Source organism: Azospirillum cavernae, assembly GCF_003590795.1.
Classification (GTDB): Bacteria; Pseudomonadota; Alphaproteobacteria; order Azospirillales; family Azospirillaceae; genus Azospirillum; species Azospirillum cavernae.
Genome location: NZ_QYUL01000003.1, coordinates 645,683 through 658,945 on the forward strand (window position 1 = coordinate 645,683; position 13,263 = coordinate 658,945).

The 13,263-nt window shown below is 67.2% G+C and carries 9 protein-coding genes; 5 read left to right on the forward strand and 4 right to left on the reverse strand.

Going from position 1 to position 13,263, the window contains the following annotated elements:
• Positions 1 to 21: 21 nt before the first annotated feature.
• On the reverse strand, positions 22 to 1,104 hold the full coding sequence (locus tag D3877_RS22655; protein WP_119833013.1) for an ABC transporter permease: 1,083 nt from the start codon (positions 1,102 to 1,104) through the stop codon (positions 22 to 24).
• Between the two features lie 147 nt (positions 1,105 to 1,251).
• The gene (locus tag D3877_RS22660; protein WP_119833014.1) at positions 1,252 to 2,637 is read right to left on the reverse strand and encodes a CmpA/NrtA family ABC transporter substrate-binding protein; all 1,386 of its coding nucleotides are present in this window, start codon (positions 2,635 to 2,637) and stop codon (positions 1,252 to 1,254) included.
• Positions 2,638 to 3,457: 820 nt separating this feature from the next.
• On the opposite strand from D3877_RS22660, the gene nirB reads away from it, so the two are divergent.
• From nirB to cobA, 4 genes are all read left to right on the forward strand, one after another.
• Positions 3,458 to 5,947 carry a nitrite reductase large subunit NirB gene (gene nirB, locus D3877_RS22665; RefSeq protein ID WP_238475042.1) on the forward strand — a complete coding sequence of 830 codons (2,490 nt, stop codon included), beginning with the start codon at positions 3,458 to 3,460 and terminating at the stop codon, positions 5,945 to 5,947.
• A 5-nt stretch (positions 5,948 to 5,952) separates the two neighbouring features.
• A complete protein-coding gene (nirD, locus tag D3877_RS22670) occupies positions 5,953 to 6,339 on the forward strand; it encodes a nitrite reductase small subunit NirD (RefSeq protein ID WP_119833016.1) in 387 nt (128 codons plus the stop codon).
• Complete coding sequence (locus tag D3877_RS22675) at positions 6,332 to 9,064, forward strand: nitrate reductase (protein WP_119833017.1); 2,733 nt, start codon at positions 6,332 to 6,334, stop codon at positions 9,062 to 9,064. Before nirD ends, D3877_RS22675 begins: the two co-directional genes overlap by 8 nt.
• Before the next feature lie 67 nt (positions 9,065 to 9,131).
• The gene (gene cobA / locus D3877_RS22680; RefSeq protein ID WP_238475032.1) at positions 9,132 to 9,944 is read left to right on the forward strand and encodes a uroporphyrinogen-III C-methyltransferase; all 813 of its coding nucleotides are present in this window, start codon (positions 9,132 to 9,134) and stop codon (positions 9,942 to 9,944) included.
• Positions 9,945 to 9,962: 18 nt separating this feature from the next.
• Here the strand turns inward: cobA and D3877_RS22685 are convergent, their stop codons facing one another.
• Positions 9,963 to 10,643: a protein-methionine-sulfoxide reductase heme-binding subunit MsrQ gene (locus D3877_RS22685; RefSeq protein ID WP_119833019.1), complete on the reverse strand. Its 681-nt coding sequence runs from the start codon at positions 10,641 to 10,643 to the stop codon at positions 9,963 to 9,965.
• 2 nt (positions 10,644 to 10,645) lie between these two features.
• Entirely contained in the window at positions 10,646 to 11,593 is a 948-nt protein-coding gene (msrP, locus tag D3877_RS22690) for a protein-methionine-sulfoxide reductase catalytic subunit MsrP (RefSeq protein WP_119833020.1), read from the reverse strand.
• Positions 11,594 to 12,030: 437 nt separating this feature from the next.
• On the opposite strand from msrP, the gene D3877_RS22695 reads away from it, so the two are divergent.
• Positions 12,031 to 13,239, forward strand: a complete 1,209-nt coding sequence (locus D3877_RS22695) for a porin (RefSeq protein WP_119833021.1) — start codon at positions 12,031 to 12,033, stop codon at positions 13,237 to 13,239.
• Positions 13,240 to 13,263 lie beyond the last annotated feature (24 nt).

The following is a 13,263-nucleotide window of genomic DNA, read 5'->3' on the forward strand; positions in this document are numbered from 1 at the left end:
GTTGTCTCCGGGAGCGAGAGGTCAGCGGTTGCCGGTGTGGGTGACGGCGGTTTGGAAGGCCAGCATGACGCGGTCGAGCAGGAAGCCGATCAGGCCGATGGTGAAGACGGCGACCATGATCTTGGCCAAGGAGTTGGACGAACCATTCTGGAACTCGTCCCAGACGAACTTCCCAAGGCCGGGATTCTGCGCCAGCATTTCCGCCGCGATCAGCACCATCCAGCCCACGCCCAGCGACAAGCGCAGACCTGTGAAGATGAAGGGCAGGGAGGAGGGCAGGACCAAACGGCGCACCATGGTCAGGCCGGACAGTTGCAGCACTTTGCCGACATTCATCAAATCCTTGTCGATCGACGACACGCCGACGGCGGTGTTGATGAGCGTCGGCCACAGCGAACAGAGCGTGACGGTGATGGCGGAGGTGAGGAAGGATTTGTCAAAGGTCGGGTTGTCGCTCGACACCGTGGCCGACACCACCATCGTCACCAGCGGCAGCCAGGCCAACGGCGACACCGGCTTGAACAGTTGGATCAGCGGGTTCATCGCCGCGTTGACTGTGCGGGACAGGCCGCAGGCGACCCCCAGCGGCACGGCGATCAACCCGCCGATCAGAAAGCCGGTGAAGACCGTCTTCAGGCTGGTGAAAATCTGGTCGAGGTAGGTCGGCTTCCCGGCGTAGGGACGGATTCGGACCTCCGCCGCTGGATCCTTGGCCAGGGTTTCGGCGTTGCGCTTGGCCTGCCGGTCGTAGAAGGCGGCCTCCTTGGCGCGTTCGGCCTTGTGGTCGGCGTAGAGGTTGGTCGCCTGTTCCCACACCTGGGCCGGGCCGGGAATGGCGCCGAGGCTGGTGTGGACCTGCGGGGCGGCCCACGCCCAAGCGGCGAGGAACAGCAGGATGGCGGTCAGCGGAATGCCCATTTGCCGCCACAGCTCGACGGCCTGGACGCGGGGGTTTTCACCGGCGGCGAGCCGCAGCAGCGGGGCCAGCCAGCCCAGCCCGATGGCGGTCAGCCCGGAGGCGACGCGGTTGAGCGCGTGGGCGCGGCGAGCCTTGCGCTGGGCGCGGGCGAGGTCGGAGGGGGCGGCGTCGGTCAGACTGGTCATGGTGGTTGGTTCCTTTGGCTGGCCCCCTCCCCAGCCCTCCCCCGCTGCGCGGGAGAGGGGGCCTTTCAGGAGGGCGGCGGCAGTCCCCTCTCCCGCCTCAAGGCGGGGGAGGGTTAGGGAGGGGGCTTGAGAGCGGCGGGAGAAGGGTTAGCCCCCCACCAACTGCCCACCCTCGACCTTTTGGGCGCCCTTCAGGCCGATGGGCTGCTGGTTCAGGTAATCGTTCGGCTTGCGGCCGTCGTAGGGGATGCCGTCGATGAATCCGGCGTCGGCGGGCTTGTAGCCGTCGCTGGTCCAGGGGAAATCGGCCTCTTTGACCTTGCCCTCTTCCACCAGAAGCTTGGCGGCCTTCAGGTAAATCTCGGGCTTGTAGACCTTGCGGGCGGTCTCGTCGTACCAGGAATCGGGCTTGGCCTCGGCGATCTGGCCCCAGCGGCGCATCTGGCTGAGATACCAGACGGCGTCGGAATAGAAGGGGTAGGTGGCGTTGTAGCGGAAGAAGACGTTGAAATCGGGAACGTCGCGCTTGTCGCCCTTTTCATACTCGAAGGTGCCGGTCATCGAATTGGCGATCACCTTGGCGTCGGCCCCGACATACTCCGACTTGGCCAGGATCTTGACCGCTTCGGCGCGGTTGGCGTTGTTGTTTTCGTCCAGCCATTGGGCGGCGCGGATCAGCGCCTTGACCACGGCCAGATGCGTGTTGGGGTTCTTGGTCGCCCAGCCGTCGGTGACGCCGAAGACCTTTTCCGGGTTGTTCTTCCAAATTTCGGTGTCGGTGATGACCGGCACGCCGATGCCCTTGGCGACCGCCTGCTGGTTCCACGGTTCCCCCACGGCGTAGCCGAAGATGGTCCCGGCCTCCAGCGTCGCCGGCATCTGCGGCGGCGGGGTGACGGACAGCAGCGCGTCGGCCTGAATCTGGCCGGAGGCGTCGTTGGGGGCGTAGAAGCCGGGGTTGATCCCGCCCGCCGCCAGCCAATAGCGCAGTTCATAATTGTGGGTGGAGACCGGGAAGACCATGCCCATGGTGAAGGGCTTGCCCGCCGCGCGGTATTCGGCGATCACCGGCTTCAGCGCGTCGGCCTTGATCGGGTGCTGCGGCTTGCCGTCCGCCCCCTTCGGCACGTTGGCCTTCATCTTTTGCCAGACCTCGTTCGACACGGTGATGCCGTTGCCGTTCAGGTCCATGGAAAAAGCGGTGACGACATGCGCCTGGGTGCCAAAGCCGATGGTGGCGCCCAAGGGCTGCCCGGCCAGCATGTGGGCGCCGTCCAACTCGCCGGAGATCACGCGGTCGAGCAGGACTTTCCAGTTCGCTTGCGGCTCCAGCGTGACCGACAGGCCTTCATCCTCGAAAAAGCCCTTTTCGGCGGCGATGGCGAGCGGGGCCATGTCGGTCAGCTTGATGAAGCCGAGCTTCAGTTGCTCCTTCTCGACCTTCAGCGGGGCGGCCAAAGCGGGGATGCTTGCCGAAAGGGCGATCGCGGCGGCGGCGGAAGCGAGCAGGGTGCGGAAGGGAAGGGCGGTCATCACGTCGGTTGCTCCATCTCAGAATGCCGGACAAAAGCGGCGGACCATCAGGCGGCGGGCGGCGACACCGGCGGGACGATCCGAAAGGGCTGTTTTTTGGGCAGCGGCGCGATGGCCGGAAATCCCAGGAACGCGTCCCGTTGGATCGGTCTCCAAAGCCTTGGGAAAGGCCGGGAGAAACCGGGGTCGGCGGCGTTGCCGGTGACTGGTCCAACGTTGGACGCTTCGGGATGCGCACCGTCGTTGGCGCGTCTCTCGGCCCATCCTTCGCAAGCCTCATGCCAAAGGATTGGTTTTTTGCGGAATTGGCGGGAAGGCTTGGTTTTTGGGCGAGTTGATCGGCGGAAGGTATGGCTTCTCGCAGGGTGGCCCCATACCAAGTGATGAATTTTGCAGCGCACAAACGCCTGTGTGGCTGTTTTCTAACCAATACCTAAGCATGGGCATAAAACAGGCGCCTAAGCATCAGGCCGCCGGTCAACCCGTCTGTGGCGGAAACGCTGGCGTTGCGCCCGCCGCCGTCTGGATCCGGGGTGCTTTTCGCCGTTTGGCACGTCCCTTGCGAAGAGAGCGGCGAGACAGCAGCGAGACAAGGGCGGAGGCTGGCAACGTCGCCAGCGACCGCCACAGGGCCGGATCCGGGCGACGCGGCGCGGATTTCGGCCAAGGTTCGACGACGAACCGCCCGGACAACGGCGTCCGATCAGGTTGGCCCCCGGCTTTAGCGCCGGGAACGCCCGCCCGTTCGGACGCCATTTTTTTAGCCCCGCGCCCCGCCGACATGGCCGGGCGGACACGAGACGAGGCAGACGCCATGGACATGCATCACCCGCTCTCATCGCCCGACGGGCGGATCGCCGCGCAGGACGCGCCGCGCAAGGAACGTTTGGTCGTCGTCGGCAACGGCATGGCCGGAATGCGCACGGTTGAAGAGCTGCTGGCCAAGGCGCCGGACCGCTACGAGATCACCGTGTTCGGCGCGGAACCGCTGCCCAACTACAACCGGATCATGCTGTCGCCGGTGCTGGCGGGCGAAAAGACCTTTGACCAGATCGTGCTGAACAGCCGGGCTTGGTACGAGGACAACGCCATCACCCTGCTGACCGGGGAGCCGGTGGAGAGCGTCGACCGCGCCGCCAAAACGGTGACGTCGGCCAGCGGGCGCGTGGTGGGCTATGACCGGCTGTTGCTGGCCACCGGCTCCATGCCCTTCATCATTCCGGTGCCGGGATCGACCCTGCCCGGCGTCATCGGCTTCCGCGATCTGGCGGATGTGGACGCGATGCTGGCGGCGGCGGCCAAGGGGGGCCGCGCCGTGGTCATCGGCGGCGGGCTGCTGGGGCTGGAGGCGGCGAACGGCTTGCGCGTCAAGGGCATGGACGTCACCGTCATCCATTTGATGCCGACGTTGATGGAACGCCAACTCGACCCGTCGGCGGGCATGCTGCTGCAACGGGAGTTGGAACGGCGCGGCATCACCGTGCTGACCGGCGCCGACACCGCCGAAATCATGGGCGGCGAGCGGGCTGAGGCGGTGCGGCTGAAGGATGGGACGGAGCTTCCCGCCGACATCGTGGTGATGGCGGTCGGCATCCGCCCCAACATGGCGCTGGGCAAGGCGGCGGGGTTGGAGTGCGGGCGCGGCATCCGGGTGGACGACGCCATGCGCACCAGCGACCCGGCGGTGTTCGCGGTCGGCGAATGCGTCGAGCATCGCGGCGTCACCTGGGGCCTCGTCGCCCCGCTGTTCGAGATGGCGAAGGTGCTGGCCGACGCGCTGGCGGATGGCGAGAGCGCCTACACCGGCTCCGTCACCTCGACCAAGCTGAAGGTCACGGGCGTGGACGTGTTCTCCGCCGGGGATTTCTCGGGCGGCGAGGGAACCGAGGAGATCGTCTTCCGCGACGCCGCGCGCGGCGTTTACAAGCGCCTGGTCCTAAAGGACGACAAGCTGCTGGGGGCGGTGCTCTACGGCGACACCAAGGATGGCGGTTGGTACTTCTCGCTGCTGAAGGACGGGGCCGACGTCAGCGGCGAGCGCGACACCATGATCTTCGGACAGGGGTTTGGGGGAGCCGACGCCGGAAACCCTAACGCCGCCGTTGCAGCCCTCCCCGACAGCGCGGAGATTTGCGGCTGCAACGGCGTGTGCAAGGGAACCATCGTCCAGGCGATCACGAGCAAGGGCCTGACCAGCCTGGACGAGGTGCGCGCCCACACCAAGGCCTCGGCCTCTTGCGGAAGCTGCACCGGCACGGTGGAGCGGCTGTTGGCGGTGACGGCGGGCGACGCCTTCAAGGCGGGACCGGCGGTCAAGCCGATGTGCAAATGCACCCAGCACAGCCACGACGTCGTGCGCGCCGCCATCGTCGCCAAGAACCTCCGCACGATGCCGGAGGTGTTTCAGGCGCTGGAATGGACGACGGCGGACGGTTGCGCGTCCTGCCGCCCAGCCTTGAACTATTACCTGCTGTGCGCGTGGCCGGGCGAATACGCCGACGATTACCAATCGCGCTTCATCAACGAACGCGCCCACGCCAACATCCAGAAGGACGGCACCTATTCGGTGGTGCCGCGCATGTGGGGCGGGCTGACCAGCGCGTCGGAACTGCGCGCCATCGCCGACGTGGTGGACAAATTCGCCATCCCCACGGTGAAGGTCACGGGCGGCCAGCGCATCGACCTGTTCGGCGTGAAGAAAGAGGATCTGCCCGCCGTTTGGGCGGATCTGAACGCGGCGGGCATGGTGTCCGGCCACGCCTACGCCAAGGGTCTGCGCACGGTGAAGACCTGCGTCGGGTCGGAATGGTGCCGCTTCGGCACGCAGGATTCCACCGGGCTTGGCGTGAAGCTGGAGCGGATGACCTGGGGAACCTGGACGCCGCACAAGGTCAAGCTGGCGGTGTCGGGCTGCCCGCGCAATTGCGCCGAGGCCACGATCAAGGATCTGGGCGTCGTCTGCGTGGACAGCGGCTATGAGCTGCATGTCGGCGGCAACGGCGGCCTGCATGTCCGCGCCTGCGACCTGCTGGCCAAGGTGGCGACGGAAGAGGAGGTGCTGGAATACACCGGCGCCTTCATGCAGCTCTACCGCGAAGAGGCCCGCTATCTGGAGCGCACCGCGCCGTGGGTCGAACGGGTTGGGCTGGACCACATCAAGCAAGCGCTGGTCGAGGACCCGGAGGGGCGCAAGGCGCTGCACGCCCGCTTCCTGTTCTCGCAAAGCTTCTCGCAAGACGATCCATGGGCCGAACGCGCGGCCAAGGGCGTGGACCGTCACGAATTCTCGCTGCTCGCCAAGGTGGGGTAAGACACATGGACCAGATCCTTTCCGTTCTTCCCGATGACGCCGTGTGGACCAGCGTCGGCGCGGTGGCCGACATCCCGGTTTTGGGCGCGCGCGTGGTCCGCACCGCCAGCGGCGACGTCGCCTTGTTCCGCACGGCGGACGACGCGGTGTTCGCCTTGGAAGACCGCTGCCCGCACAAGAACGGGCCGTTGTCGCAGGGCATCGTCCATGGCCGCCGCGTCACCTGCCCGCTGCACAATTGGGTGATCGATCTGGCGACCGGCGAGGCCGTCGCCCCCGACGAGGGCCGGGCCGGTCACATCCCGGTGCGGGTGGAGAATGGCGCGATCTCCGTCGCGCTGGGGCTGGCGGCGCCGGCGCAGGGCGGTTGCAAAGGGGGCTGCCATGTTTGACGGGCCGGAGCCAGCCCCCGGCGCGCCAAGGGTGGTTGTCGGGCGGGAGGTCAAGACCACCTGCCCCTATTGCGGGGTCGGCTGCGGCGTCGTCGCCACCGTGACGGCGGATGACCAGGGTGATGACCGCGTGACGGTGCGCGGCGACGCCGACCACCCGGCCAACCGGGGGCGGCTCTGCTCCAAAGGGTCGGCGCTGGCGGAAACGCTGGTGCGCGACGCTGACGGCGGCGGGCGGCTGCTCCACCCGGAGATCGACGGGCGGCGCGTCGGTTGGGACGATGCCCTCGCTGAAGTCGCAACGCGCTTCGCCGACACCATCGCCCAGCACGGGCCGGACTCGGTGGCCTTCTATGTTTCGGGCCAATTGCTGACCGAGGATTACTACGTCGCCAACAAATTGATGAAGGGTTTCATCGGTTCGGCCAACATCGACACCAATTCGCGCCTGTGCATGGCCTCGTCGGTGGCTGGGCACAAGCGCGGTTTCGGGGCCGACGCGGTGCCGGGAAGCTACGCTGATTTTGAAACGGCGGATCTGGTGGTGCTGGTCGGCTCCAACCTCGCCTGGTGCCATCCGGTGCTGAATCAGCGTTTGCTGGCGGCCAAGGCGGCGCGCGGCACGCGGATCATCGTCGTCGATCCGCGCCGCACCGCGTCGGTCGATGGCGCGGATTCGCATCTGGCGCTGGCGGCGGGCACGGATTCCGTCCTGTTCAACGGGCTTTTGGTCCATTTGCACGCGATGGGCCGCACGGACGCCGTGTTTGTCGGTCGCCACACCAACGGCGAGGAGGACGCGCTCGCCGCCGCCCGCGCCGACGCCCCCGACATCGCCGCCGTCGCCCGGCGTTGCAAACTCAGCGAAGCGGAGGTCGCCGACTTCTACGCTGAAGTCGCAACGACGGAGCGGCTCGTCACCGTTTATTCGCAGGGCGTCAACCAGTCGAGCCAAGGCACGGACACCGTCAACAGCATCCTGAACGTCCATTTTCTGACCGGGCGGATCGGTCAACCGGGCATGGGGCCGTTCTCCGTCACCGGCCAGCCCAACGCCATGGGCGGGCGGGAGGTCGGCGGGCTGGCGAACCAATTGGCGGCTCATATGGGCTTCACGGTCGAGGATATCGACCGGGTTCGCCGCTTTTGGAACGCGCCGCGCGTGGCGGCCAAGCCGGGGTTGAAGGCGGTGGATCTGTTCCGCGCCATCGAACGCGGCAGCGTGAAGGCCGTGTGGATCATGGCGACCAACCCGGCGGTCAGCATGCCCGACGCGGGCCGGGTCCGCCGGGCGCTGGCGAAATGCCCGACCGTGGTGATGTCCGATTGCATCGCCGACACCGACACCGGACGCTTGGCCCACATCCGCCTTCCGGCGGCGGGGTGGAGCGAAAAGGATGGGACCGTCACCAACTCCGACCGGACCATCTCCCGCCAGCGCGCCTTCCGCGCGGCGGAGGGGGAGGCGCGGCCCGATTGGTGGATCATCGCCCAAGTGGCGCGGCGCATGGGTTTCGCCGACGGTTTCGGCTTTGACAACGCCGCCGCCGTGTTCCGCGAGCACGCCGCCTTGTCGGGATTCGAGAATGACGGCGCGTCGGGGCGGGCGTTCGACATCGGCGCGCTGGCCGAGGTCAGCGACGCTGAATTTGATACGCTGGCCCCGTTCCCCTGGCCGTGGCGGGCGGGCGGGCAGCCGCAGGCGCGTTTGTTCACCGAGAATCATTATTTCACCGACGACGGACGGGGGCGCTTCGTCCCGGTGACGACGAAGGCCTTGCCGCGCACGCTGCCCGATGGCGCGCTGTTGCTGAACACCGGGCGGCTGCGCGACCAGTGGCACACGATGACCCGCACCGGCCTGTCAGCCCGGCTGTCGGCGCACGCCCCCGAACCCTGCCTGGATCTGCACCCGGCGGACGCCGCGTCGCGCGGGATTGTTGACGGCGGCTTGGTCCGCGTCACCAGCGTTGCGGGGGAGGCGCTGGCGCGGGTCCGCGTGACCGACGCGCAACGGGAGGGAACCGCCTTCCTGCCGATGCATTGGACCGACGCCTTCACCGGATCCTGCGTCATCGGTCGCCTGATCGACGACGAGGCGGTGGATCCGCTCTCCGGCCAGCCCGATTTGAAGCGGATGCCCGCGACGGTGCTGCCCTATGTCCCGGCCTGGACCGCCTTTTTGTTGAGCCGGACGCCGGTCAAACCCACCCACAATGGCTATTGGGCGCGCCGGGCGGTGGCGGGCGGTCATTTGATCGAATTGGCGGGACACGGGCCGCTGCCGGACTTTGCGCCGGACTTTGCGACCGAGTTCGCGCCGGACGGCTGCGCGGCGATCAACTTCAGCGACGCCGCGCGCGGCAACCAGCGGACGGCGTGGCTGCGCGGCGACCGGCTGGAGGCCTGTTTGTTCGTCAGCGCTGACGGGCGTTTGCCGGGCCGCGACTGGCTGGCCGGTCTGCTGGACCGCGATGGGTTGGACGACGGCGACCGCGCCGCCCTGCTGGCGGGCCGCGCCCCCGGCGCGAAGGCCGACGACGGGCGGATCGTGTGTTCCTGTTTCAGCGTGGGCGTCAACCGCCTGATCGCCGCCATCCGCGACCAATCCTTGACCAGCGTCGAAGCGGTCGGCGCGGCGCTGAAGGCCGGAACCAACTGCGGATCCTGCGTTCCCGAACTCAAGGAGGTGCTTCGTCATGCGGTTCAGCGCGAAGTGGCGTAACGGCTTTGGCTTGTTCGGGTTCCGCCTGTTCCCTCTCCCCCCCGGGGAGAGGGCCGGGGTGAGGGGGATGCGGCGCGGATCGGATGTGGCGGCGCGCGCGTCTTCGCCCGGCGGCGTCGGCAGCGTCACCCTGGTTGGCGCCGGGCCGGGGGATCCCGATCTGTTGACCGTCGCGGCGGTGAAGGCGCTGGCGGCGGCGGACGTCGTGCTGTTCGATCATCTGGTCGGCGACGGCATCCTTGATCTTGCGCCGCCAACGGCGGAACGGATCTGCGTTGGCAAGCGGTCGGGCCGTCATTCCCTGCCGCAGGAGCAGATCAACACGCTGATGTCGCAACAGGCGCTGTTGGGGCGGCGCGTCGTCCGGCTGAAGGGCGGTGATCCGATGATTTTCGGGCGGGCGGGGGAGGAGATCGACCATCTCGACGCGCTGGGCATCCCCGTGCGCGTCATCCCCGGCATCACCGCCGCGCTGGGCTGCGCCGCCTCCGCCGGTCTGTCGCTGACCAAGCGCGGCGTGTCACGCGCCGTCACCTTCGTCACCGCCCATGGTCGCGACGGCGAACGGTTCGAGCCGGATTGGGCGCGGCTGGCCGACCCGCAAGGCACGCTGGCGATCTATATGGGGCGCGAACAGGCCCGCGCGGTCGGGGCCGGGCTGACCGGGGCCGGTTTGCCCGCCGACACCCCGGTTCTGGCGGTGGAAAATGGCTGCCGCCCGGACGAGCGCCGTTTCTGGACGACGCTGGGCGCGATGGCGGCGGACGGCGTGGCGGCGGGCAAAGGGCCGACGCTTCTGTTGATCGGCGAGGCGCTGCGGGCGCGTGAGGCCGCCAACGATCTGGCGGGCGTTGGCGCCGTGATGATGGCTGGGGAGTAGCCGATCACAGACGACCGATCACAGGCCCGGCGCCAAACGTTGGCGCGCCCGCGTCGTCGGCAGGCGCAACGGCCAGCGGCGGAAGGCCAGCAAGCCCACGCACAGGGCGGCGTAGACCAGCGGCGACGTCTGCCAGCCCTTGACCAGCAGGATGAAATGCAGGCACCCGGCCAGCCCGGCGATGAACACGCCCTTGTGCAGAATCCGCCAGCGCTTGCCGCCCATCCGCTTGACCATGCCGTTGGTTGAGGTGGCGGCGAGGGCCGACAGGATGACGAAGGCCCCCATGCCGATGGTGATGTAGGGGCGCTTGAGAATTTCCTTGCCGATGGCGGGCCAGTCGAAAAATTGATCCAGCCCGACATAGACCGACAAATGAACGCTGGCGTAGAAGAAGGCGAACAGCCCGATCATCCGGCGAAACCGGGCCAGCGCCGCCACCCCGGTCAACATCCGCAGCGGTGACACCGCCAGCGCGATCAACAGAAAGCGTATGGCCCACAGCCCGCTCTGCTTGACGCTTTCCAGAATCGGTTCGGCCCCCAACTCGCCGCTGTAGGCGAGCCAGACGGTCCAGAACAGCGGGACCAGCGCCAGGGCGAAGACGATGGGCTTGGCCCAGCGCGACGACAGCGCGGCGTTGGCGATCTGGCGCGGGTCGGTGGCGCGGCGGACGGCGCTGGCGGGCGTGTTGGTCATGGTCAGAAATTCGCCCGCAGATCCATGCCGCTGTACAGCGACGCGACGTCCTCGCCATAGCCGTTGAAGGGCAGCGTCTTGCGGCGGGAGAAATCGCCGACCCGCCGTTCGGTCGCCTGACTCCAGCGCGGGTGATCGACGTCGGGATTGACGTTGGAGAAAAAGCCGTACTCGCGCGGTTGCGAGCGGTTCCAGGCGGTCGGCGGCTGTTCCTTGACCAGCGAGATCTTGACCACCGACTTGATGGATTTGAAGCCGTATTTCCACGGAACCACCAACCGGATCGGCGCGCCGTTCTGGTTGGGCATGGTCTCGCCATACATGCCGACGGCCATCAGGGTCAGCGGGTGCATCGCCTCGTCCAGCCGCAGCCCCTCGACATAGGGCCAGTTCAGCACCCAGGATTTTTGCCCGTACATCCGTTCGGGATCCAACAGGGTTTGGAAGGCGACGTATTTGGCGTTGGCGGTCGGCTCCACCCGCTTCAACAACTCGGCCAGCGGAAAGCCGACCCAGGGGATGACCATCGACCAGCCTTCGACGCAGCGCAGGCGGTAGATGCGTTCCTCCATGGAGAATTTCAGCAGATCGTCGATGCCGATGGTGATCGGCTTGGCGACCTCGCCATCGATGACGATTTCCCACGGGCGGGTGCGCAGCGCCTTGGCCCCATCGGCGGGGTCGGACTTGCCGGTGCCGAATTCGTAGAAGTTGTTGTAGGTGGTCGCCGACTTCATCGGCGTCACCGCGTCCATCGCCACGTCGGCGGGCTTGCGGGTGGTCGGAACCTGGAAGGTCGCGGCGTCGGCCAGACTGGGCCAGCCCGCCATGCCGCCGACGGCGAAGGCCGCCGCGCCGCCACCGATCAGGCTGCGGCGGGAGAGGAACAGCGCGCGCGGCGTCACCTCGTCCTCGCGGGCCTGCGAAGCGGTGGGGAATTTGAACAGCATCGGGTCTCTCCCAATCCAAAAGGTCAGGTCATAACCATAGGGCGGGACGCCGCGCCCGGCAAATCACGCACGGACACTTTTCTGTGAAGAGCGGGGCGTGAGGGATCCTGGAAGAGCCATCCGCCGCCGATGATCGGCGTGGAATGGAAAAGCCGCTTTACACCGCAAAAAAGAATCAATATTCTAATACTGCCCGGTTTCTGGAATGATTGAGCCGTCCCAGACCGGCGTCCGCGATGGGCCGTCACGCCCGTCGCGCTGACACGGATGTGCGCCCGGCCTTGTGCGCCGGTGAGCGCCGCTTCTCAACGCAACGGGTCTGCCAACAATCACCTGCGCCGCCGTGGCTTCGGCGGATTCGGGGGCGGCTTTGCCGCGCCACGCTCGGCGTTCTTGGTCGGCGGACGGACCCGCGCATTCCTGATTCTGGGGGAACCATGATTCCGGCCAACCGCCGCACCCTTGCGGCTGCCTTGACCACCACCGCCATGTTGGCTCTGCTCTCCGGCGGCGCCCGTGCCGCCGAACCGTTCAAACTGGTCATCGGCGGCGACGCCTACACCGAAGCGGGATTCGTCAGCCAAGACCGCGACAATGGTCTGCGCTCCACCGAATTCCGCAACCGCATGCGTCTGGTCTTCACCCCATCGGCCAAGGCCGACAATGGGTTGGAGTATGGCGCGCGGCTGCGCGTCCGCGCCAGTTCCGGCACGGGTTCCACCGACGCCGACCGGGCGTTCCTGTTCGCCAACGGCTCCTTCGGCATGGTCCGGTTGGGCATGGTAAATTCGTACAACGACGATGTTTGGGTGGCGCGCCCGATTGATTATCTGCCGCTGGCCAGTTCCGACGGGGTGGCCGCCTGGTTGCCGGGCAGCCCGACCCTCATCAACGGGCGCTACGCCGGAACCGATCTGGCGGTGGCGCCGGGGGCGGGATCGGCCTTGCAACACTCGATCACCGTGCAGGGCACCTCGACCAAAATCGTCTATTACTCGCCGCGCTTTGCGGGTTTGCAGGCTGGTCTGTCCTACACTCCGCGCAACGACAGCACGGCCACCGACGTCAACCTGGTGAAGGCGGCGAGCACGGCCAACGGCGGCGCCACCACCAATTTCCAGGACATCGTCGAGTTGGGGTTGCATTACAAGAACAGCTTTGACGGCGTCGATGTGGCGGCCAGCGCCGCCTACAATCTGGGCAAGGCGTCGGCCAGCAGCTCGGCGCTGGACCGCTATCAGGATTTGCGGGCCTTCCAGATCGGCGGGCGGGTCGGTTACGCCGGGTTCAGCCTGGGCGCGGGCTATGTCGATTACGGGAAGAGCGGGCAGAACAAAAATTCCACCTACGCCCCCTTCCGCGACAGCGCCCGTGGCTGGAACGTCGGCGTTCAATACGTCGCCGGGCCGTGGACCCTGGGCGGCGGCTATGTCTATGGCCAGGACGCCGGATCTTACGCCTTGCGCGGCGCCCGCAAGCTGGACGTGATCGAACTGGGCGTCGGTTATCAGGTCGCGCCCGGCCTGCTGATTCAGGCGCAGTACGACCATGTCCGCGCCCGCAGCGACAAGGCGGCGACCACCGCCACCGGCAGCCCGAACGACAATGGAAACGTGGCGCTGCTGCGCAGCGTTCTGACTTTCTAAAGCCAAAGCGGATCATGAGCCGGG